The sequence below is a fragment of the Haloarcula limicola genome, assembly GCF_010119205.1.
Classification (GTDB): domain Archaea; phylum Halobacteriota; class Halobacteria; order Halobacteriales; family Haloarculaceae; genus Haloarcula; species Haloarcula limicola.
Window position 1 is genome coordinate 1,770,643 of the sequence record NZ_WRXM01000001.1, and the last position, 19,203, is coordinate 1,789,845.

At 67.8% G+C, this 19,203-nt stretch carries 25 protein-coding genes; 13 read left to right on the forward strand and 12 right to left on the reverse strand.

The window, feature by feature from the left end; genetic code table 11:
* Window positions 1–54 precede the first annotated feature (54 nt).
* Window positions 55–636, forward strand: coding sequence for a cysteine hydrolase family protein (locus GO488_RS09135; protein WP_162317449.1), 582 nt, complete (start codon window positions 55–57; stop codon window positions 634–636).
* Window positions 633–1,112: a DUF4385 family protein gene (locus tag GO488_RS09140; protein ID WP_162317450.1), complete on the forward strand. Its 480-nt coding sequence runs from the start codon at window positions 633–635 to the stop codon at window positions 1,110–1,112. The genes GO488_RS09135 and GO488_RS09140 overlap by 4 nt, the downstream gene beginning before the upstream one ends.
* On the opposite strand, the gene GO488_RS09145 is transcribed toward GO488_RS09140, so the two are convergent.
* Window positions 1,109–1,954, reverse strand: a complete 846-nt coding sequence (locus GO488_RS09145) for a DUF8155 domain-containing protein (RefSeq protein WP_162317451.1) — start codon at window positions 1,952–1,954, stop codon at window positions 1,109–1,111. The genes GO488_RS09140 and GO488_RS09145 overlap by 4 nt on opposite strands.
* 216 nt (window positions 1,955–2,170) lie before the next feature.
* Here GO488_RS09145 and GO488_RS09150 point away from each other — a divergent pair, with 216 nt between their 5' ends.
* The 3 genes from GO488_RS09150 to GO488_RS09160 all read left to right on the forward strand — a co-directional run bounded on the left by GO488_RS09150 (window position 2,171) and on the right by GO488_RS09160 (window position 4,475).
* Window positions 2,171–2,851, forward strand: a complete 681-nt coding sequence (locus GO488_RS09150) for a lipoate--protein ligase family protein (protein WP_162317452.1) — start codon at window positions 2,171–2,173, stop codon at window positions 2,849–2,851.
* A gap of 69 nt (window positions 2,852–2,920) precedes the next feature.
* On the forward strand, window positions 2,921–4,225 hold the full coding sequence (locus GO488_RS09155) for a dihydroorotase (protein ID WP_162317453.1): 1,305 nt from the start codon (window positions 2,921–2,923) through the stop codon (window positions 4,223–4,225).
* Window positions 4,226–4,295: 70 nt separating this feature from the next.
* A complete protein-coding gene (locus GO488_RS09160; RefSeq protein ID WP_162317454.1) occupies window positions 4,296–4,475 on the forward strand; it encodes a hypothetical protein in 180 nt (59 codons plus the stop codon).
* Between the two features lie 14 nt (window positions 4,476–4,489).
* On the opposite strand, the gene GO488_RS09165 is transcribed toward GO488_RS09160, so the two are convergent.
* Window positions 4,490–4,864, reverse strand: coding sequence for a hypothetical protein (locus tag GO488_RS09165; protein WP_162317455.1), 375 nt, complete (start codon window positions 4,862–4,864; stop codon window positions 4,490–4,492).
* A 54-nt stretch (window positions 4,865–4,918) separates the two neighbouring features.
* Window positions 4,919–5,665, reverse strand: coding sequence for a DUF5806 family protein (locus tag GO488_RS09170; protein ID WP_162317456.1), 747 nt, complete (start codon window positions 5,663–5,665; stop codon window positions 4,919–4,921).
* Window positions 5,666–5,781: 116 nt separating this feature from the next.
* Between GO488_RS09170 and GO488_RS09175 the strand changes: the two genes are divergently transcribed.
* Together GO488_RS09175 and GO488_RS09180 are read left to right on the forward strand one after the other, a co-directional pair.
* Window positions 5,782–6,153, forward strand: a complete 372-nt coding sequence (locus GO488_RS09175; protein ID WP_162317457.1) for a universal stress protein — start codon at window positions 5,782–5,784, stop codon at window positions 6,151–6,153.
* Window positions 6,150–6,671: a GNAT family N-acetyltransferase gene (locus GO488_RS09180; protein ID WP_162317458.1), complete on the forward strand. Its 522-nt coding sequence runs from the start codon at window positions 6,150–6,152 to the stop codon at window positions 6,669–6,671. Before GO488_RS09175 ends, GO488_RS09180 begins: the two co-directional genes overlap by 4 nt.
* Here the strand turns inward: GO488_RS09180 and GO488_RS09185 are convergent.
* Entirely contained in the window at window positions 6,668–7,105 is a 438-nt protein-coding gene (locus GO488_RS09185) for a universal stress protein (protein ID WP_162317459.1), read from the reverse strand. The two genes, GO488_RS09180 and GO488_RS09185, sit on opposite strands and share 4 nt — an antisense overlap.
* Window positions 7,106–7,219: 114 nt before the next feature.
* Here GO488_RS09185 and GO488_RS09190 point away from each other — a divergent pair, with 114 nt between their 5' ends.
* The 4 genes from GO488_RS09190 to GO488_RS09205 all read left to right on the forward strand — a co-directional run bounded on the left by GO488_RS09190 (window position 7,220) and on the right by GO488_RS09205 (window position 10,407).
* Entirely contained in the window at window positions 7,220–7,684 is a 465-nt protein-coding gene (locus GO488_RS09190) for a universal stress protein (RefSeq protein WP_162317460.1), read from the forward strand.
* A gap of 59 nt (window positions 7,685–7,743) precedes the next feature.
* Window positions 7,744–8,772 (forward strand): hypothetical protein, encoded by a 1,029-nt coding sequence (locus GO488_RS09195; protein WP_162317461.1) that lies wholly within the window; start codon window positions 7,744–7,746, stop codon window positions 8,770–8,772.
* Window positions 8,773–8,811: 39 nt separating this feature from the next.
* On the forward strand, window positions 8,812–9,903 hold the full coding sequence (locus GO488_RS09200; protein ID WP_162317462.1) for a DHH family phosphoesterase: 1,092 nt from the start codon (window positions 8,812–8,814) through the stop codon (window positions 9,901–9,903).
* 66 nt (window positions 9,904–9,969) lie between these two features.
* Window positions 9,970–10,407 (forward strand): hypothetical protein, encoded by a 438-nt coding sequence (locus tag GO488_RS09205; RefSeq protein WP_162317463.1) that lies wholly within the window; start codon window positions 9,970–9,972, stop codon window positions 10,405–10,407.
* Between the two features lie 9 nt (window positions 10,408–10,416).
* On the opposite strand, the gene GO488_RS09210 is transcribed toward GO488_RS09205, so the two are convergent.
* The 7 genes from GO488_RS09210 to eif1A form a co-directional block, all read right to left on the reverse strand.
* Window positions 10,417–10,848, reverse strand: a complete 432-nt coding sequence (locus tag GO488_RS09210; protein WP_162317464.1) for a DUF5807 family protein — start codon at window positions 10,846–10,848, stop codon at window positions 10,417–10,419.
* Between the two features lie 105 nt (window positions 10,849–10,953).
* Window positions 10,954–11,259, reverse strand: coding sequence for a hypothetical protein (locus GO488_RS09215; RefSeq protein WP_162317465.1), 306 nt, complete (start codon window positions 11,257–11,259; stop codon window positions 10,954–10,956).
* Between the two features lie 997 nt (window positions 11,260–12,256).
* On the reverse strand, window positions 12,257–13,939 hold the full coding sequence (gene thsA, locus GO488_RS09220) for a thermosome subunit alpha (RefSeq protein ID WP_162317581.1): 1,683 nt from the start codon (window positions 13,937–13,939) through the stop codon (window positions 12,257–12,259).
* Window positions 13,940–14,093: 154 nt separating this feature from the next.
* A complete protein-coding gene (locus tag GO488_RS09225; RefSeq protein ID WP_162317582.1) occupies window positions 14,094–15,089 on the reverse strand; it encodes an ATP-binding protein in 996 nt (331 codons plus the stop codon).
* Between the two features lie 172 nt (window positions 15,090–15,261).
* Window positions 15,262–15,810, reverse strand: coding sequence for a KH domain-containing protein (locus tag GO488_RS09230; protein ID WP_135305803.1), 549 nt, complete (start codon window positions 15,808–15,810; stop codon window positions 15,262–15,264).
* A 70-nt stretch (window positions 15,811–15,880) separates the two neighbouring features.
* Complete coding sequence (rio1, locus tag GO488_RS09235) at window positions 15,881–16,819, reverse strand: serine/threonine-protein kinase Rio1 (protein WP_162317466.1); 939 nt, start codon at window positions 16,817–16,819, stop codon at window positions 15,881–15,883.
* A 42-nt stretch (window positions 16,820–16,861) separates the two neighbouring features.
* On the reverse strand, window positions 16,862–17,149 hold the full coding sequence (gene eif1A / locus GO488_RS09240) for a translation initiation factor eIF-1A (protein ID WP_135305805.1): 288 nt from the start codon (window positions 17,147–17,149) through the stop codon (window positions 16,862–16,864).
* Window positions 17,150–17,255: 106 nt separating this feature from the next.
* Here eif1A and GO488_RS09245 point away from each other — a divergent pair, with 106 nt between their 5' ends.
* Together GO488_RS09245 and GO488_RS09250 are read left to right on the forward strand one after the other, a co-directional pair.
* Window positions 17,256–17,669, forward strand: coding sequence for an SCP2 sterol-binding domain-containing protein (locus GO488_RS09245; protein ID WP_162317467.1), 414 nt, complete (start codon window positions 17,256–17,258; stop codon window positions 17,667–17,669).
* Between the two features lie 38 nt (window positions 17,670–17,707).
* Window positions 17,708–17,911, forward strand: a complete 204-nt coding sequence (locus GO488_RS09250) for a DUF7470 family protein (RefSeq protein ID WP_162317468.1) — start codon at window positions 17,708–17,710, stop codon at window positions 17,909–17,911.
* On the opposite strand, the gene GO488_RS09255 is transcribed toward GO488_RS09250, so the two are convergent.
* On the reverse strand, window positions 17,908–18,912 hold the full coding sequence (locus GO488_RS09255) for a sensor histidine kinase (RefSeq protein WP_162317469.1): 1,005 nt from the start codon (window positions 18,910–18,912) through the stop codon (window positions 17,908–17,910). The genes GO488_RS09250 and GO488_RS09255 overlap by 4 nt on opposite strands.
* Window positions 18,913–19,203: the final 291 nt, after the last annotated feature.

Genomic DNA, 19,203 nt, shown 5'->3' on the forward strand with positions numbered 1-19,203 from the left:
AAAAGTGACACGCCCGGGGGAAGGTTCGTAGGGGCGGCGACCGAACCGTCGACTATGCAACTGGATCCGACCGACACCGCCGTCATCGTGGTCGACATGCAGAACGGCTTCTGTCACCCCGACGGCGCGCTCTACGCCCCGGACAGCGAGGCGGCCGTCGACCCCGTCGCGGAGCTGGTCGCGGACGCCCGCGAGGCGGGCGCGAGCGTCGTCTTCACGCGGGACGTCCACCCGCCCGAACAGTTCGAGGACGCCCACTACTACGACGAGTTCGACCGCTGGGGCGAACACGTCCTCGAAGGCTCGTGGGAGGCGGAACTGGTCGAGGACCTCGACCCCCGCGAAGGCGACGACGAACTGGTCGTCGTCAAACACACCTACGACGCCTTCTATCAGACGCAACTGGAGGGGTGGCTCGACGCTCACGGCGTCGACGACCTCGTGATTTGCGGGACGCTGGCGAACGTCTGTGTCCTGCATACGGCCTCCAGCGCGGGCCTGCGCGACTACCGCCCGATCCTCGCCGAGGACGCCGTCGGGTTCATCGAGGCGGACCACCGCGAGTACGCCCTGGAGCACGCCGACTGGCTCTTCGGCGAAGTGACCGACCGCGACGCCATTGAGTTCGCCGAATGAGCGAGCCGGTCCGCGGCGACGTCTCGGAGGTCGAGGGCGGTCCCGAGTACGACCTGAACTTCCGCGAGCATCCCGAGCGCTACCGCCACACGAGCGACGAGCGGGGCGCGTTCAAGATAGAACCGTACAAGGGCGAACTGCTCCCCGACTGGACGATCTCGGACCTCGGCCCGGCCGCCGAGGCGGCTCAGGCTATCCACGACCGCTACCGGGAGTACCGCGACGCGGACGATTTCGTCGGGATGGACATGGCTCGGAAGTACCTCCAGATGGGGTGGACGCGGTCGATGCGCTACGCGAAGTATCCGGGCGGGCAGAAGTACGAGGACGGACGAGAACGGGAGCCGCGGACATGGTACGACCCGGAGAAACGCCGCATTGCCCGGATATATCGGTTCCACCTCGACCGAGTTCGGAACGACGACGCCTACGCGCGGGCGAAGGCGCGTCACCGAGAGCAGTACGGCGAGAACTAGCGTTCGATCGTCACAGTCACGTCCTCTCCGACCGCCAACTCGACCCCCTCACCGACGAGTTTCGCGCCCGCGTCGTCGCGCGAGCAGAACAGCGCGAGGCCGGTGACCGGGTCGCCGTTCGCGTAGACGGTCACGTCGTCCCACGCGACCGTTCGCCCGTCGGCCGTGCCGACCCGAGTGCCGGCGAACGCGACTCGTTCGCTGCCTACACCACCCAGTAACCCGCCGCCGTCGTAGTGCGGGAGGCCGCCGTCGAGGACCCCCTCGTCGCCACCAGTACCGCTCTCGTCGCCTCCCTCGTTCGCTATCCCGACGAACCGCTCGCCGGGTTCGGGATGCTCGGGGCTGTCAAGGCGCGCCCACGTCTCGCCCGCCTCGGCGACGGTGCCGGTGCCGTTCCACGAGAGCGGTTCGACGTCGACGCCGACCGAAATCGGAAGCGATCCCGACGCCCGATAGGGGTTCGCGTCGGGCGAGCGAAAGCCCAGGTGGACGTGGTTCGGGACCCACGGCGCGAAGAAACCGGCGCGGACGAGTTCACCGAGATCGTCGCCGACGGTCACCGTCTCGCCCCGTTCGACGCTCGGTTTCACGTGGAGCAACCGGGCGACGTGCTCGCCGGTGTCGACCAGAATCAGGTGGTCGTCGGCGGCGGCGTAGGGTTTCGGCGGCGCGCGCACCCGCTTCGTCTCCAGCACCTCGCCGGCGACGGGCGAGGGCGCTCGGTCGCCGTCGGGATAGAGGTCTATCGCACGCCCCTTGTCGTGGGCGTCGAACGGCGAGTTGTACAGCGAGAAGCGGTAGTACCGGTGGAGTACGTCCCGCGGGACGGTGACGGCCATCGACGGGGATTAGCGAGCACGGAGTATGTGCCTGTCGTCCGAGCGTTCAAGTCAGATGAGGAGACCACACCGGCCCGTGAGCTAACCACCGCCGCGACGGGTTCGCGGGAGTGCGACACACCCCGTCGCGGTCGCCGCGTGTCGCCTGTTCGCCACTCGCTCACCAGCCACGGCGTTCGGCGGGGACATTTAGTCTTCGCCGTCCCTACGGCGGCTATGCGCCTCCTCCGCGGGCGGGCGAGCGACCACGAGCGCGACTACGCGTGTACTCGGGAGCTGGCCGATCAAGTGGCCGACGACGGGACGCCGGCCCTTCGCGTCTGGACCCCGCACCGACAGGTCGCCTTCGGCCGCCGGGACCGCCGCGCCGAGGGGTACGACCGCGCCCGAGCGGCCGCAACGGACCGGGGCTACGCGATCCTCGAACGGAGCGTCGGCGGTCGCGCCGTCGCCTACACCGGTAGGACAGTCGCGTTCACGCTAGCTGAACCCACTGCTGACGGCCGGAGCGGTATCGGCGCTCGCTACGACCGCGCGGCAGCGGCGATTCGGCGTGCGCTCGCCGAGGTCGGCATCGAAGCGCGCGACGGCGAACCGCCCGACTCCTTCTGTCCCGGTACCAACTCACTGCAGGCCGACGGGAAACTCGTGGGGCTGGCACAACGAGTCCGACAGGACGTGGCACTCACCGCTGGCATCGTCGTCGTTCGGGACCACGCGGCGATTGCCGCCGTCCTCGACCCGGTGTACGACGCGCTCGGCGTTCCCTTCGCCCCCGATTCGGTGGGAAGCATCGCGCGTGCGGGCGGCGTCGGCGATTCGGAGGCCGTCGTCGACGCCGTCGAACGCGAACTCGTCGGTGACCGGACGGTCACGGTCCGCGAAACGGTGGAGTGACCGCCTGCTGTCGCGATCGTCGGCGGCGCCTTTCGAGACACTTAGGGAGGCCCCCGGCGGACAGGGCATATGCTCATCCGCAACGCGACGCTCGCGGACGGCCGGCAACGGGACGTCCGGGTGCGCGGTGAGACCATCGCCGAGGTCGGTCGGGACCTCTCGCCCGACGACGAACGCACCGTCGAGGCCACGGGCAAGCGCTTGTTACCCGGAATGATGGACGTCCACGTTCACTTCCGCCAGCCCGGCTACCCCCACAAGGAGACGTGGGAGTCCGGCTCTCGCGCCGCGGCGGCGGGCGGCGTGACGACGGTGGTCGACCAGCCCAACACCGACCCGCCGACGGTCGACGGCGAGGCGTTCGACCGGAAGGCCGAGTTCGCCGCCGACTCCGTCGTCGACTGGGGCATCAACGGCGGCGTCACGGCCGACTGGATCCCAAACGTCCTCCTGCGCCGACGCCTGTTCGCACTCGGCGAGGTGTTCCTCGCCGACTCGACGGGCGACATGGGCATCGAGACGGATCTCTTCGAGGACGCGCTCGAAGCGGCGACGGAGAACGGTGTCACCGTCACGGTCCACGCCGAGGACGCCGACTCGTTCAACGAGGACGCCCGCGCCCGCGAGGACGCCGACGCCTGGAGCGCCTACCGTACCGCCGAGGCGGAGGCGATCGCCGTCGAACGGGCCTGCGAGGCCGCGAAGCGGATGGACGCTCGCATCCACATCGCCCACACGTCCACGCCGGAGGGCATCGACATCGCCGCCGACGCGGGGATGACCACCGAAGTGACGCCGCATCACCTCCTGCTCTCGCGGCGGGACCTCGGCGAGTTGGGGACGTTCGGGCGGATGAACCCGCCCCTGCGTCGGGAGAAGCGACGCCGCGGCGTCTACGAGCGGGTCGTCGACGGCACCGTGGACATGATCGCGACCGACCACGCGCCCCACACCCGCGAGGAGAAGGACGCAGGTATCTGGGACGCCCCGTCGGGCGTGCCCGGCGTCGAGACGGTGCTGCCGCTCTTGCTGGCGGAAGCCCGTGATCCCGATACCGACCTGACCTACGAGCGCGTTCGAGACCTCACCGCCGCCAACCCCGCCGAGGTCTTCGACGTGCCACAGAAGGGCGCGATCGAGCCCGGTAAAGACGCCGACCTCGTGCTGGTCGACACCACCGAGACCACCGAGATTCGCGGCGAGGCCCTCCACACCGACTGCGGGTGGACGCCCTTCGAGGGCTTCGAGGGCATCTTCCCCGAGTGGACGATGGTCCGCGGGACGACCGTCTACGAGCGCGATTCGGACGAAGACGTCTTCTACGGCCACCAGGGCGAGAACGTCCGCGACGCCGACGGCGAAGTCCTCCAGTAGTCGGATTGTGTGTGCGAGATCTACGCACACTCGCGCCGCGGTGATATCTGATATCGACGAATCGACAGATATGGTTCGCTGTGAGAACTGCGGCGCGGAGGCCGAGACCACCGACGAACTGGACCACGACGACGTGAAGCAGATCGAGCTCGACGAGGGCGGGAACGGGCCGCCCCGCGTCCGCTACGGGGCGAACATCCGCGACCTCTGGCTGTGTAAACAGTGCGGAAAAGTGCTCGGCGTCAGCTGATCACGCCCGTCCTCTCACACCCGCTCTAAGCGCGTCGGCGGAACGGGCCGGACGAGACCGAAGTACGCGCGATAGCAGAGCATTCCGACCCCGAGACCGGCCAGTCCCGCCAGTAGTATCGACGTGATCAGGTCTGGGCCGAGGAGGTAGCCACCAGTCAGGATCGCTGCGCCCAGCACCACGATAAGCGCGACAGTTCGGGTAATCTTGGACCCCGGAAGTCGGTCGGTTGCGCCGTGTTCACCGGCATAAATGGCGAGGACAGTCGTGACCGTAAACAGCGCCGCGAGCGGCCACGACACACCATCGTCGATGTTAAGCCACACCTGTACGAGACAGAGAACCGCGAGAAATCCGTCGGTGAGGAGGACTTTCGTTCGGGGTTCCATCGCTCGTAATTCAGCCGGTCTGCGGATAACGGTGGCGACGGTCCCCCGGTCGGCTCACTTCTCGTCGACGCCGAACTCGTGACCGCACTCGGGACAGCAGACTTCGTCGTGACGCAGCGCCGCGGAGTGCTCGCGGACTTCGCGCATGACCGTCGAGATGCGGTCCTCGGCCTCCATCTCGTCTTCGACGGCGAGATCCACGCCCTCGACCTCCAGGAGGAACTTCGCCACCTCCGTCGCCTCGTACATCACGTCGTCGAGCTCTTCGGCGGTGAAGAAGTCCGACATCGCGCCGTAGAGGAACGTCGCGCCGGCCTTGCGGACCTTCTCCTCGAAGGACGCGCGGGCCTGATTGACCGCCTGCGGCGTGTACGTGTCCGTCATAAAGGGAACGAGTTCCGGGAGGTTCTCGCCGATCTTCGTCATCTCGACGCCGGTCTCGGTGCGGAAGTCGGCACAGAGACGGGCGATGGCCCACTCGCGGGCGGTGACGTACGTCCGCTCGCGAAGGAACTCGTTGGCGCGGTCGTAGGTACCCCCCTCGATCTTCTTGAACCGCTCGTACTTCCGGACGTCTTCGGGGACGTCGCCGGCCGGCGCGACCCCCTCGCCGAGCGCTTCGTCCGCCGCCGCGTCGGTATTCTCGGCGTCGGCGGTCTCGACACCGCCGGCTCCGGCGTCGCTCCCCGCAGCGTCGCCGTCCTCGCTGTCGGCGTCCGCGTTCTCGTCGTCCGGTTCGTGGGGCGTGACGACCCGCGTCGGCGTCTCGTCGCTCTCCTCCGGCGGCGCACCCTCTGTCATTGGCGTCTCTGTGTCCCCGCGCGGAAAAAGCGTATCGCCCGCAGCGTGCGCGTCGTCGTCTCACACGCCGCAGTCGTGGGGGTGGCTTTTTGAGCGACGCCGCCGAGTGGCCGCGTATGAACGTCCTGCTCGGGATCGGAGGGAGCGAACTCTCCTACCACGCACTCGACGAGACGATCGCCCGCGCGAAGGAGACGGGTGACGAGGTGACCATCGCCATCTTCGACAACGAAGAGGTGGATACGGACGCCGACGAGGTCCGGGAACGGGTCGAGTCGACGCTGTCCGAGGCCGACTTCGAGGCGTCGATACGACGCATCGAGGGCGACTCGCCGGGGAGCCGACTCATCGACATCGCCGAGAGCGAGGAGTTCGACCGCATCGTGCTGGGCGGCGGCGAGCGCTCGACGCTGGGGAAGATCCAACTCGGCTCCATCGTCGAGTTCGTCCTGTTGAACGCACAGACGCCCGTCACGCTCATCCGATGACCAGAGAGTACCCCGACGATCCGGCCGGTGAGTTCCCCGCGCCGCCGCGGACCGTCACCGACGCCGAGGGCCGCGAGATCGAGATCGTTCCCGCCGACGACGCCGAACGCGGACGCCTCGTCGAGATGTATCTCGACTTCGACCCGGCCGACCGCGCGCAGGGCATCCCGCCGGTCAAGGAAGAGGCGATCGAGAAGTGGCTCGACACGATCCTCGAAGACGACTGCGTCAACGTCGTCGCCCGCCACGACGGCCACGCCGTCGGGCACGCGACGCTCGTCCCGGACCGCCACGACGAGCACGAACTCGCCATCTTCGTCCTGCAGGCCTTTCAGGGAGCGGGCATCGGGACCATGTTGCTGGAGACGCTGTTGGGGCAGGGACAGGTCGAGGGCATCGATCGGGTCTGGCTCACCGTCGAGCGGTGGAACGACCCCGCGATCGCGCTCTATCGGAAGATGGGCTTCGAGACGAGCAACGCCGAGAGCTTCGAGATCGAGATGGCGATCCAGCTCTAGACGGAGAGCACCGGCTGGCTCGCGTACTCCAGAACGTACAGCGCGGCGCGGCCGATGGCCTCCTCGCCGCCGCCCTCGCGCGGGACGACGATGAACTCCGCGCCGACGTCCTCCGCCGCGTCCAAGATGACGCCCCCCGGCGTCTGCATCAGTCGCTGTTCCGAGAACGCCGTCGCGGTCGAGGTGTCGAGGCCGCCGTCGTGACCGGCCGCCCGGAACTGCTCGCGTATCTTCCGGGTGAACGTGCGGTGTTCGTCGGCGACCGACTCGGCGTCGACGAGCCCGTCGTCGATGTCCCGCCTGAGTCGCTCGTCGACGACGAACAGCAGGTGGAGGTCGGCGTCGTATCGCTCGGCGATGGCGATAGCGTACTCGGCCGCTCGCTCGGCCCGGTCGCTCCCGTCGACCGGCACGAGCACGAGGTCGATGTCCATCACTCGTCTCTGTGACCGGCCCGGGCAAAAAGCCATCCCATCAGCGCGTCGCTCTCCGCGCTCGCCCGGGGCCGAGGGAGCGGCTTTTTGGTCGTGCCCGCGGTACTCCGGCGTATGTTCGAAACGGTGGTCATCGCGACCGACGGCTCGGGGAGCGCCCAGCGGGCCGTCGAGGCCGCGCTCGACCTGGCCGCGCACTTCGATGCGACCGTCCACGCGCTGTACGTCGTCGACTCCGGCGAAGTCGAATCCACGCCCGAGGAGGTCCGCGAGGAACTGGAACGGGCCCTCGCGACCACCGGCGGCCGCGCGCTCTCGTTCGTCCGGGAGACCGCCGCCGCCGAGGCCGACGACGACGTCGTCACGGCCGTTCGGGAGGGTGACCCGGCCGACGAGATCTGCCGGTACGCCGACGAACACGACGCCGACGTGGTCGCGACGGGGACGCGGGGCCGACACGGCGACCATGGCTTCCTGCTCGGGAGCGTCGCCGAGGAGATCGTCCGGCACGCGGAGATGCCGGTCCTGACGGTTCGCCAGTTGGAGGGCGAAGCGAACCCGGAACGGGAGCAGGTGTAGCTCTAACCGAGTTTTCAGTCATCGAAACGAACAGGGGTAGTGCCGTCGAACGCCGAGACATGCCCTCCCGCTCCCGTCGCGCCTTCCTCGCGGCTACCGGCGTCGGCCTCGGATCGCTCGCGGGGTGTAACGCCCTCTCGACCGAGCCGCCGGCTACGTCGCCGCCGCCGGCCGCGGACCTCGCGGACTGGACCGTCTTCGTCGACTCGCAGGTCCCGCTCCCCGAGAGCGTCGCGTTCGACCGGACCAACGACACCACGGCGGCGGACGTCGCCGTCTTCGCGCCCACCGAGGCCAACGTCGAGCAGATCGCGGTGACGCTGGCCGACGGCACGCCGGTCGCCGTCGCCGGGACCGACGCGCAGTGGACGCTCGTGCAGGCCTGTCGCGGACTCGATGCGAGCTACGGGCTCGCCAGCAGCGGATGGAGCGCGCAGACCACGTTCGTCGCGGCGGTGCCCCGGGGCGACCGATTGGACACGCATATCTTCGTCGGCGCGGAACTCCCGCGGGACCTGCCGTGGGCGCTGAACGAGACGCTGTCGCCCCGGGCGCAGGCCTGTACGGTCCCGTTCGAACACGTCGAACTCCCCGGAGACGTGACCCCTCTCGGGACCACCCGCATCCGCGGGCGCAACGACGTCGCCGGGTTCGATCGACGCGACAGCGTGCTCGTAGCGGACGACGACGACGTGACGCCGGTGTACGTCGACACGTCGGCGACCATCTGGAGCGGAGAAGCGGCGGACGGCGACGACCGCTACCGCGCGGACGGCGTCGTCCTCGCGGCGGAGTTCGACGGCCGACTGGACCGCATCGGACCGGGGTCGCAAACGACAGAGCCCCTGACGGTCGCAGACGAGAGCGACACGACGGACGACGAGGCCCGACAGGTCTTCACGCCGGAAACTGACGCCGCGCGAGACGGGTTCACCGCCTGCTCGCGGTGCCGCGTGGTCCCGGACGAACTCGGGGACCGCTTTTCGTACCTCGCCAACGCTCGCTTCCGGTGGCGAGACCCGCGACTGCTGCGTTCGGACGACGTCTGGAGCCACCACACGCCCGGCGAGGCGGTGTGGTATCTCTGAGACCGCGGGGTTCATTGCCGGCGACTGGCATGAACGGGCATGGACGACTGGCTCATCGACGACGACCGCCTCTCCGTCGGCCGCAAATCCGTACTCCCCGGGGAGGGATTTTTCTTCCCCGACTCCTTCGAGGAGGAACAGGCCGAGGCCGAGGCCGCCGAGACGCTCGCCGGCGCGGGCGTCGTAGTCATCGCGGACCCGGACGCCGACGGACTGGCCTGTACGGCCCTGATCCGAGAGGCCCACGGCGAGGGAGCGCTCCTGCCCGCCGGCCCGCACGAACTGCAGGAGGCGCTCGCCTGGACCGCCGAGTACGCCGAACCCGACGCGACCGTCTTCGTCTGTGACCTCTGTCCCGACAGCGAATCCGACGTCGACGCCCTGCCGGACCTCACCGCTCGCGTCGAGCGCGTGGTCTGGTTCGACCACCACCAATGGGACGACGAGCTCGGCGCGACGGTCGACGAGACGGGCGTCGAGCGAACCGTCGGCGAGAGCGACGAGGTCTGTACCGCGGACGTGGCACTCGTGGAACTGGACCACGAGTTCGAGGAGCGCTGGGCGGACCTCGCCGCCGTCACCCGCGACCACGACCTCTGGATACGCGACGACGAGCGCAGCGACGACCTCGCGGACTTCTCGTACTGGTCCGAGCCGGAGGAGTACATCGACGCCGTCGCCGAACACGGGGCCGACCTCTCGCCGGAGGTGCGGGAGTTCCTCGCCGAGCAGCGCGTCGAGAAGGAGGCGCTCATCGAGAAGGCCGTCGAGCGCGCCGAGATGCGCGAGATCGGCGAGTGGACCGTCGGCGTCACCTACGGCCGCTGTTCGCAGAACGAGGTCGCCGAGGCGCTGCGAGAGCGCGGCTCCGACGCCGCCGTCATCGTCAAGCCAGCCGGCTCCGCGTCGATCCGTGGCACCGAGAACTTCGAACGCGCCCACGAGGTCGCCCAGCAGGTCAACGGCGGCGGCCACCCGAAGGCCGCCGGCTGTAAGCCCGACATCTACGACGACATGATGGACTACGCCCACCACTGGACGACGCGGGGAGCGGTGGCCAAACAGGCTATCATCGACGCGTTCCGGCGGCTGCCCGAGGAAGACGACGAGGGCGTCGAGACAGAACGATAGCTACCCGGGCGCGCATTCTCGTCCGCATAACGCTGATACGCCCGCCGTCCGAACGCCGAGCTGTCGATGTCCACCGCCCTCCCCGCGTGGCTCCCCGACCGAGCGGCGTTGCTCGGCGAACTCTCCACTGCCGCCGCCGTCGGAGCCACCCTGTACGTCTTCGACGGGTCGCTCCCCTACGCCGCCGGTGTGGCCGTCGCGTTCTTCGCGCTTCGACTGCTTACCGACCTCGCTGAGGCCGCAGTCGGCGACTACGCCGACCACGCGCTGTTCGGCGTCCTCGTCCTCGCCGCGACGGGTTACCTCGCGGTTCTGACCCCGCCGTCGTGGCTACTCGCCGTCGGCGGCGTTGTCGGTGGCTGGTTCCTCCTCGACGGTGTCCAGCACCTCCGCCACGGCGTGGCCCGCGACGAAGTGGGAATAAAATACTCGCACGAAGGAAGCATACTCACGGGACTCCCGAAGGCGCTGCTCGTCCGTCTCGCCGAACCGTTCCTCCTGTAGCGTCGTCGACTACTGCTCGGCGACCCACTTGTCGCTGTACCGTTCGCCACAGGCACAGACCGCGTAGGCGTGGATCACGTCGCCTTCGGCGTAGAGGCCGCCGACGTCCTCGTTCTGTTCCTCGGCGAACGCGAAGACGAATCGCGTCGTGTGGTTCTCTTCGGGTTCCTCCTCGGCGACGGGACAGTCCGCGCCGGTCAGGTCGTCGTGGACCGTCCCGTCGGTGTCCATCGCCTCGCGGGCCAGCGCCATCGGATCGATGCCGGTCGCCGACTGGAACGCGCTCCGGCCGTCGTCGCCGGGCAACACGAGGACGTGCCCGTCCTCGACGGCGTCGGCGTAGTCGGCCAGCGCGCCGGGGTTCGAGACGGCGTCCTCGTGGAGGAAGAAGAGGACGTCCTCGGGCCGCTCGCCCGCCAGAAACTCGGTGTGCTTGCTCATGCTCGCTCGGAGTCGCCCGCGACGCAAAAGTGACGCGCTTCGGGTGACCGAAAGTCCGCGCGAGCGCGCGAGTACGACGGCGACAGCGAATTGCGGTCGCCGCCGTCAGTCGTCGGCGACCGAGTAGTCGGCGACGGCCGATTCGGTCGCGACCGCTTTCGTCCCGGACAGCCGCTCTCGGACGCCGGAGCGGAAGTACGCGAGCAGTCCCCACATGAGACAGCCGAAGCCGGCACCGATCGCTGGAGAGAGCATCCCGAGCGAGCCGAACATGACGGCCTTCACCAGGAGGCCGAGCGTCGTGAGTCCGGACGTTTGCAGCGGAATACGGGCGTGCGGGTCGCGCAGAGCCGGGAGTATGGAGAGCGTCAGGACGAACGTTACTACCGTAATGATATACTCTTGCCACATATTATCGAACTTCCCCCGCGACCGAGAGAGAATATACCCACACCGGTCGCAGTACTACTTCTACCCCAGTTCCCGATATATACTTTTACATGCAAAATCATATGTGATATTCCGCTCCGTCTCCGTATCTTTCGAGCGAAAAGTGAACAGTTCACAATCCAGTTAACCGAGACGAATCAGAGCCAGACAGCGCGTCCAGTCCGAACCGTCGGGGTCGGGGACCCCGATTGCGGCGGTGTAGGTGCCCGCTTCGAGCGATGTCTCGGGGCTAACGAAATCGACGACCTCACCGAGCGTCCAACTGTGCGTCGCTCCGGGTGAGAGGGCGAGCCGTCCGTTCCCAGACGAGCGCTGCTCGACTGTCTCCCACTCGGGCGTCGTCTGCCGCCGAATCGTCCACTGGAACGGGTTGAGGATCAGTTCGGTCGAAGAGTCGTTGTGAAGCGTCAGCTCGACCGACTCCGGTGGTGCACGGTCACAGATTCCGACGGGAGCACGTAGACGCTCGCAGCGTCCGTATCGACGGTGTGTGAGCAGACGTACCCGTCGCGGCCCGACCCGTCCGGCGGACACGGATACGCGGAGACGGGCTTCGACGTGGGCGACGCGGTACTGCCCCGCGATTCACCGTCCGCGGCGGGATCTCCACAACCACTGATGCCAGAAACGACCGCACAGGCGGTCTGTAACACTCGTCGCCGTCGCATACGAGAGAACGATTCCCGCCGCGAGCATAAACGCTCCCGAGGCGAAAACCGCGCTTTGAGCGACGGCCGGCGCTCGGGACCGTTCGAACCGCAAAGAGAGAAGTTCGTTCGAGAGCGGGACAGCGGAAGGCGTACGGGAAGCATCCGGCGCGCGAAGCGCGCCGGTTCAAACGCGGCGAGCGACCACCGCGCGCCTATGGCGCGCGACGGGAGCGAAGCCGCGTTTTTTCCCCACGTTTTTGCCCGAGCGAGCGCCGCGAAGCGGCGCGAGAGAGGTGCAAAAAGTGGTTTTACATCATGCCGCCCATGCCGCCGCCCATGCCGCCCATGCCGCCGCCCATACCGCCGGGCGCGCCGCCGGGGCCGCCGGGTCCGCCTTCGTCCTCGTCGTCGTCGCCCTGGCCACCCTTGAGGTCGCCGGCGGCGATGACGTCGTCGATGCGGAGGATCATGACGGCCGCTTCGGTCGCAGACTCGATGGCCTGCGTCTTCACGCGCAGCGGTTCGACGACGCCGTCTTCCTCCATGTCGACGATCTCGCCGGAGTAGGCGTCGAGCCCGGAGGTGACGGCACCGCCGTCGTGCTGGCTGCGGAGGTCGACGAGCGAGTCGATGGGGTCGTGACCCGCGTTCTCCGCGAGGGTGCGCGGGATGACGTCGATGGCGTCGGCGAAGGCCTCGACGGCGAGCTGCTCGCGCCCGCCGACGGAGTCGGCGTAGTCACGCAGGCCCAGCGCCAGCTGGGTCTCGGGGGCACCGCCGCCGGGGAGGACCTTGCCGTCCTCCAGCGTGGCGGCGACGACGCCGAGCGAGTCCTCGATGGCGCGCTCGACCTCGTCGACGACGTGTTCGGTGCCGCCGCGGAGGATCATCGTGACGGCCTTGGCGTCCTCGACGTCCTCGACGAAGATGCGCTCGTCGCCGGCGATGTCCTTCTGGGCGACGGAGCCGGCGAAGCCGAGGTCGTCGGCCTCGATGTCGTCGATGTTCGAGACGATGCGCGCGCCCGTCGAGCGCGAGAGCGCCTCGATGTCGGACTTCTTCGCGCGGCGCACCGCGAGGATGCCCTCCTGTGCGAGGTAGTGCTGTGCCATGTCGTCGATGCCCTTCTGGCAGAAGACGACGTCGGCACCGGCCTCTTTGAGCTTGTCGACGTACTCCTTGAGCTGGGCCTCTTCCTGGTCGAGGAACTGCTGGAGCTGGTCGGGGTCGGTGACGTTGACCTCGGTGTCCAGTTCCGTCTCCGGGACCTCGATGGCCGTGTCCAGCAGGGCGATGTCGGCGTCCTCGACGGCGAAGGGCATGTTGTCGTGGACGCGCTCCTTGTCCACGATGACGCCCTCGACGAGCTCGGACTCGTCGGTGGAACCGCCGACGACCGTCTCGACCTGGACGTTGTCCGTATCGACGGTGCCGTCGTCGTCGGCGACGGACTGGGCCGCGCGGACGACGAGCTCGGCCAGCACGTCCTTCGAGGACTCCGCGCCTTTGCCGGTCATAGCGGTGCCGGCGACCTTCTCCAGCGTCTCGGTGTCGTCGGCGTCGACCTCGATGGCGTTCTCCTCGAGGATCTCCTTGGCCTTCTCGGCGGCCTGTCGGTACCCCTGTGCCAGGATGGTGGCGTGGATGTCCTGGTCGAGGAGTTCCTCGGCCTTCGAGAGGAGTTCGCCGGCGATGACGACGGCCGTCGTCGTGCCGTCGCCGACCTCGTCCTCCTGGGTCTGGGCGACTTCGACGATCATGTTGGCCGCCGGGTGCTCGATGTCCATCTCGTCGAGGATGGTGACGCCGTCGTTCGTGACGACGACGGACCCGGAGTTGTCGACGAGCATCTTGTCCATGCCCTTCGGACCGAGTGTGGTCCGAACGGCCTCCGCCACGGCCGTCCCGGCCGTGATGTTCATGGACTGTGCGTCCTTCCCAGAGGTGCGCTGGGACTCCTCGGAGAGTACGATCATGGGCTGGTTACCCATCTGCTGTTGAGCCATAGTCAGACGATGATTGAATGTGATTCTATATAAAGCTTTCCGTGGCGGTGAGGCCATCGCCGCACTGGAGGGGCGTCGGGCGGTGTGTGACGGTGTGACGTGGGTGGTTTAAGTACGGATTTCGGTCGTCAGTCGCCCGTCAGTAGCTCATCCCGAACCGGCGATGGCGCAGTTCCGGCGTAATCTGGATTCGCGAGACGTCTTGGCCGGTGCGGTACCAGACGAACGCCGCGCGCGTGAACAGTTCACGGCACTCGATGCGAACCTCGCGGGGGACGCCCTCGGCGCGTTCGTGAACGTCTTCGATTGCCGCTCGCGTGAACAGGTCGGGGGACTGCCCCTCGTACGGTTCGTCCCGGAAGTACGCCAGCGAGCGGGCGACGTACTCGGCGACGTCGTCGGGACCGAAGGGCTCGATGCTCTCGTAGTAGCGCAGCCGAGAGTCGAGCGTCCCCCGAATCTCGGCGACCCGGCGCTTCCCCTCCGGCGTCCCGCTGAGGAAGAGGCGGACGCCGGCGTCACCGGCCACCTGCAACGGCGAGAGGAGGTCCGCCTGCAACACCTCGATCTCGTCGACGACCAACAGGAGCGTCTTCCCCCGCGCGCGAACGCGCTGGACGGCCTCGCGGACGGCGGCTTTCGCCTCCGCCGTCGCCCACGGGATGCCGTTTCGCACCTGCGAGTAGCGAGCGAAGTCGACGGAGTAGCCGGCCGCGTAGGCCGCTTCGAGTATCGTCTGATAGAGGGACCGGGGCGTCGTTTCGCGGGGGTTGTCCAGATGGGTGACGACGAAGTCGTCGTGTTTCGAGAGGTCGCGCAGGACGATCTCCCGAAACGCCGACTTGCCGGTGCCGTACGGACTCACGAGGCCGATGTGCTGGTCCTGCAACAGCCACGACGTGACCTGGTTCAGCATCGCCGTGTCGTGGCGGACGTACAGCGGTTCGGGCATGTGGTCCAGTCCCGCTTCCTCGGTGAAGGGGAGGTCCGTCACGTCCTCGGGCCGTCCGCCCAGCGCCTCGCCGAAGGCCAGGAGCCGCTGTTCGACCTCGTCCAACTGGTCCAGTAAGACGCCCTCGGAGGCGCTCGCCGACCGCTCGTCGTTCTCGCTCCTGAGCCGCTCTAAGCGGTTCATCACGTCGCCGACCGACCGACCGCTCTCGGCGTCGGTGTCGGTCCCGCCCCCGCCGTCCAAGTCGTCTGGCACGGTCGTTCTTCACCCCTCTTGACTGTCGGCGGCGTTATATGTTACGCTCAGATCGGCGGAAAAACGACGGTTCCCGCGGCGCTGTGTCGGCGCTCGGCGGTCAGCCGGAGAACTGGTGGTACTCCAGTCCCTTGTGCTTCATCTCGTTGTGCTTGCGTTCGAGGAAGGAGTAGACGGAGCCGTGTGGCGCGCCGTCCAACAGCATCTCGGCGGCCTCTCGCACCGCGTCGACCTGCTCCGGGCCGCCGATGATGCCGAGCGTCGACCCGTAGATGACGACCGACGCGCCGGATAGCTCCTGCATGAGTTCGCGCGTGCGCCCGCCTTCGCCGATGAGTCGACCCTTCTGTCGCCGGAAGTCGTTCTTGTTCCGGGAGGCCGCCTCGATGTCGATGAGTTCGAACAGCATCATGTCGTCTTCGAGCAGGGCGAGCGCGTCCTCGGGCGCGAACCCGCGACCGATGGCCTTCACGATGTCCGGCCCCTTCAGCGCCGTCACGGGGTCGCCGACGGTGTCGACCTTCACCGTGCCGTCCTCTGAGTCGATGTCGAGTCGCACCTCCGCTCGCTCCTCGATCTCGCGCATGGTCTCACCACCCTCGCCGATCAGCACACCGATTCGGTCCTGCGGAATCTTCACGTGCTTCATAATATACTGGGTGTTAGGGGGTTCTGCCTGTTTAAGACTTCGGCGGTAACGGCTACCAAAACACAGGGCGTCACTCTCCGTTTCGGTCGGCTGGCGTCCCCTGCGGCACGGCGTCGTCGTCGCTCCCCGGCGCGGTGTCCTCCTCGTCCTCGGGCGTCGCGTACTCGCGGACGTACGCAAGCAGCTCCTCCGGCGTGGCGTCGACGCCCTGTCTGGCGAAGAAGTTGGCGACGTTGCGACAGTCCCGCTCTAAGAACTCCTCGGCGTTGGGGTGGTGAACCGTAACCGCCTGCCCGAGGTCGATGATATAGAGCTGCCCCTCGTGGAAGACGACGTTGTACTCGGAGAGGTCGCCGTGGACGAGGCCGGCGTCGTAGAGGCGGCGGACGTACTCCTTGACGACCTCGTAGGCCGTCTCCGGGTTCTCGATGTGGACCTCGTTGAGCCGCTTCGCTCGCCCCTCCTCGGTCCCGAGATACTCCATGACGAGGACGTTTCGCTCGACGGCAATGGGCTTCGGCGTCCGGACGCCGGCCCGGCGAGCGCGTTTCAGATTCGACGACTCCTTGCGGACCCACGCGGTGACGACCTTCTTCTTATCCGAGCCGATGCCCTCGAAGCGCGGGTCGCCGTCGAGGTAGCCGCGCATGTCGGTGAAGTCTGAGGCGTTGATGCGATACACCTTCACCGCGACCTCCTCGTCGTCGGACAGCGCCGTGTAGACGTTCGCCTCCTTCCCCGTGGAGATGGGGCCCCCGAAGGCGTCGATGTGGCCGTCCTGGACGAGTTTGTACAGCGCGCCGTAGGTGGCGTCGTCGAAGACGCTGGCCTCGACCTTGAACTGGTCAGCGTCCTTGATCCGCTTGCGGAACTCGCTGAACTCGCGGTCCCGCTTCCGGGCGATGCGGTCGGCCTCGGTGTCGGAGACGTCGATCTCCTCCCACTCGTCGCCGACGCCCTCGGCCTCGTCGGTGTCGAGCAGGCCGAACTCCGCCTCGCCGTCGCTCACGTCCGGGCCTCCGTCGGTGCTGTGGGGCGGTGCATTACGGCGCTACTCCTGGATGTGTCCCTCCTCGCGCAGCTGGTCGGCGTCCTGCTTCTCGTAGCGCCACGTGATGTCGGCCTTCTCGTCCTGCCAGTCCCACGGCGAGACGAGCACCACGTCGTCTTCCCGGATCCAGATCCGTTTCTGCATCTTGCCCGGAATCCGGGCTGTGCGCTCTGTCCCGTCCATACAGCGTACCTTCACGCGGTTGGCCCCGAGCATGTTCGTGACGACGGCGAACACCTCGTCGTCGTCGGGCATCCGCAGGTCCTTTCGGCCTTCGTTGTCGCTCATGTCTGCCCGTTCGGTCCGGGGAGGGTTAAGTTTTGTACGATTTTGCCGTGGCCGCCCTCGGCCGCGAGTGGTAAGGCCCAAGGTTCGGCCGCCGCAACCGCCGCCAATGACTTACACGCTGCCCGCCGACGCCGCCGACTGGGCGACGGCCTGGCGCGACCGCATCAACGACCGCGAGGGGTTCGAGACCGCCACGGCCGACTTCGACGCGACGTTCCGATTCGAGATGCGCGCCGACGACACCTACGACGGCGACCCGGTCAACTTCCGCGTGACCGTCGCCGACGGGGTCTGTACCGAGGCGACCGTCGCCGACGCGAGCGCCGACTACGACTTCGCCCTGCGCGGCCCCTACGAGGCGTGGGTGGCGATGCTCGAAGGCGAACTCGACGTCTCGGAGTCGGTGATGAACGGTACCTTCGACGTCGAGGGGAACACGATGACGCTGCTGCGCCGACAGGACGCCATCACCGAGATGATCGCGGCCGCCCAGAACGTCGACACCGAGTTCGCGTACTGACCGACGGGCTTTTGTCCGCCCGCCGGACCAACACGGGTATGCTCGACAAACTCGGCGTCGCCGGAATCGCCGGCGTCGTCACCCTGTTCGGCGGTATCGCACTGGTCGCGTGGCAGAACCTGATCCTCGCGGCCGGCCTCGCACTCGTCGTCGGCGGCATGGGGCTCATCGTCTACGGACTCGTCACCAGCCTGCTGGCCTCCTTCGGCATGGGCGGTGGGATGGGCGGCGGGATGCCCTAGGCCGCCCCGCGGAGGTCGAACTCGAAGCGCGCGCCGCCGTCGGTCCCCTCGGTCACGGTCACCGACCAGCCGTGGGCCTCGGTGATGGTGCGTACGATGTAGAGGCCGAACCCGGTCCCCCCGTCGCTGTGGCTGATGCCGGGGCCGAAGACGTCCTCGCGGTCCGCGGGGTCGATACCCGGGCCGTCGTCCTCGACGGCGAACCCCCGCTCGGTGGCGAGGACGCGAACCGTCACCGGACTGCGCTCCGTCGAACCGTGGTCCACGCAGTTTCGAAACAGGTTCTCGAACAGCCGACGGAGCCGTTTCGCGTCGGCGTCGACCGTCAGCTCGCTCGGCAGTTCGAGCGTCTCGCCGTCGATCTCGACAGTCTCCCACGCCTCGCGTGCGACGACCACCACGTCGATAGGCATTACGTCGGCCGCCAGCGTCCCCTCGCGGGTCGCGGTCCGCACGTCCTCGATGATGTGTTCCATCCGCTCGTGCGCGGCCGCGATATCGGCGAGATGGTCCCGCTCGCCCGTCGTCTGCATCAGTTCGAGGTGGCCGTTGGCGACCGCCAGCGGGCTGCGCAGGTCGTGAGCGAGGATGTCGGCGAACTCCTCTAAGCGCTCGTTCTGCTTGGCGAGGTGCCAGGCCTGTTCGCGCCGGTCGGTCACGTCGCGGCCGACGCCGGCGAAACCCAGGATCGACCCGTCCTCCTCGGTGAGGAGCCGCCCGGTCAACTCGAAGCGGACTCGCCCCTGGGTCGTCTCCGCCCACGCCTCGACGAGCGTCTCGCCGCTCTCGAAGATGTCGGCCATCGCCGCTTCGACGGCCGGTCGATCGGCTTCCTCGAAGAACTCCGTCGGGAGCATCCCGTCGAGTTCCGCGTCGCTCAGGCCGAACAGTTCGTTCAATCGCCGGTTCCAGTGTATCAGTCGCCCGCCCGCGTCGTAGACGTAGAACACGTCGTCTAACGTATCCAGAGCGCGTTCGAGCACGCGGCCGTCCCCCGCCATACGCGAGATAGGCGACTATGGGTATTCAATTATTCGCAGAATATCTCGGGTGAGAATGCCTGCAAAAGGCGTATAGCCTGTCGGCGAGTGAGCACGAAGGTTTACTTCGCTCGCGCCCCTCGCTACTGCTCGCGGTTATCGCCGCTCGTCATCGGAGACCCCTCCCTCCGGTCGGCGTCTCCCTACTGCTCACGGGTCGTCCCTCCCCGTTCGCTTTCCGAGGGCCGCTCCCTTCGGTCGCGCCCCTCGCTACTGCTCGCGGCTATCGCCGCTCGCCATCGGAGACCCCTC

Excerpts from the sequence above, each read along its gene's own strand:
- GO488_RS09190 (WP_162317460.1), top strand. The coding sequence starts at position 7,220 with ATGTTCGAAACGGTGGTCATCGCGACCGACGGCTCGGGGAGCGCCCAG.
- GO488_RS09170 (WP_162317456.1), bottom strand. The coding sequence starts at position 5,665 with ATGACAGAGGGTGCGCCGCCGGAGGAGAGCGACGAGACGCCGACGCGG.
- GO488_RS09150 (WP_162317452.1), top strand. The coding sequence starts at position 2,171 with ATGCGCCTCCTCCGCGGGCGGGCGAGCGACCACGAGCGCGACTACGCG.
- GO488_RS09250 (WP_162317468.1), top strand. The coding sequence starts at position 17,708 with ATGCTCGACAAACTCGGCGTCGCCGGAATCGCCGGCGTCGTCACCCTG.
- GO488_RS09195 (WP_162317461.1), top strand. The coding sequence starts at position 7,744 with ATGCCCTCCCGCTCCCGTCGCGCCTTCCTCGCGGCTACCGGCGTCGGC.
- GO488_RS09225 (WP_162317582.1), bottom strand. The coding sequence starts at position 15,089 with ATGAACCGCTTAGAGCGGCTCAGGAGCGAGAACGACGAGCGGTCGGCG.
- GO488_RS09255 (WP_162317469.1), bottom strand. The coding sequence starts at position 18,912 with ATGGCGGGGGACGGCCGCGTGCTCGAACGCGCTCTGGATACGTTAGAC.
- GO488_RS09230 (WP_135305803.1), bottom strand. The coding sequence starts at position 15,810 with ATGAAGCACGTGAAGATTCCGCAGGACCGAATCGGTGTGCTGATCGGC.
- eif1A (WP_135305805.1), bottom strand. The coding sequence starts at position 17,149 with ATGAGCGACAACGAAGGCCGAAAGGACCTGCGGATGCCCGACGACGAC.
- GO488_RS09180 (WP_162317458.1), top strand. The coding sequence starts at position 6,150 with ATGACCAGAGAGTACCCCGACGATCCGGCCGGTGAGTTCCCCGCGCCG.
- GO488_RS09135 (WP_162317449.1), top strand. The coding sequence starts at position 55 with ATGCAACTGGATCCGACCGACACCGCCGTCATCGTGGTCGACATGCAG.
- GO488_RS09145 (WP_162317451.1), bottom strand. The coding sequence starts at position 1,954 with ATGGCCGTCACCGTCCCGCGGGACGTACTCCACCGGTACTACCGCTTC.
- GO488_RS09210 (WP_162317464.1), bottom strand. The coding sequence starts at position 10,848 with ATGAGCAAGCACACCGAGTTTCTGGCGGGCGAGCGGCCCGAGGACGTC.
- GO488_RS09155 (WP_162317453.1), top strand. The coding sequence starts at position 2,921 with ATGCTCATCCGCAACGCGACGCTCGCGGACGGCCGGCAACGGGACGTC.
- GO488_RS09140 (WP_162317450.1), top strand. The coding sequence starts at position 633 with ATGAGCGAGCCGGTCCGCGGCGACGTCTCGGAGGTCGAGGGCGGTCCC.
- GO488_RS09245 (WP_162317467.1), top strand. The coding sequence starts at position 17,256 with ATGACTTACACGCTGCCCGCCGACGCCGCCGACTGGGCGACGGCCTGG.
- GO488_RS09175 (WP_162317457.1), top strand. The coding sequence starts at position 5,782 with ATGAACGTCCTGCTCGGGATCGGAGGGAGCGAACTCTCCTACCACGCA.
- GO488_RS09205 (WP_162317463.1), top strand. The coding sequence starts at position 9,970 with ATGTCCACCGCCCTCCCCGCGTGGCTCCCCGACCGAGCGGCGTTGCTC.
- GO488_RS09165 (WP_162317455.1), bottom strand. The coding sequence starts at position 4,864 with ATGGAACCCCGAACGAAAGTCCTCCTCACCGACGGATTTCTCGCGGTT.
- thsA (WP_162317581.1), bottom strand. The coding sequence starts at position 13,939 with ATGGGTAACCAGCCCATGATCGTACTCTCCGAGGAGTCCCAGCGCACC.
- GO488_RS09215 (WP_162317465.1), bottom strand. The coding sequence starts at position 11,259 with ATGTGGCAAGAGTATATCATTACGGTAGTAACGTTCGTCCTGACGCTC.
- GO488_RS09160 (WP_162317454.1), top strand. The coding sequence starts at position 4,296 with ATGGTTCGCTGTGAGAACTGCGGCGCGGAGGCCGAGACCACCGACGAA.
- GO488_RS09200 (WP_162317462.1), top strand. The coding sequence starts at position 8,812 with ATGGACGACTGGCTCATCGACGACGACCGCCTCTCCGTCGGCCGCAAA.
- GO488_RS09185 (WP_162317459.1), bottom strand. The coding sequence starts at position 7,105 with ATGGACATCGACCTCGTGCTCGTGCCGGTCGACGGGAGCGACCGGGCC.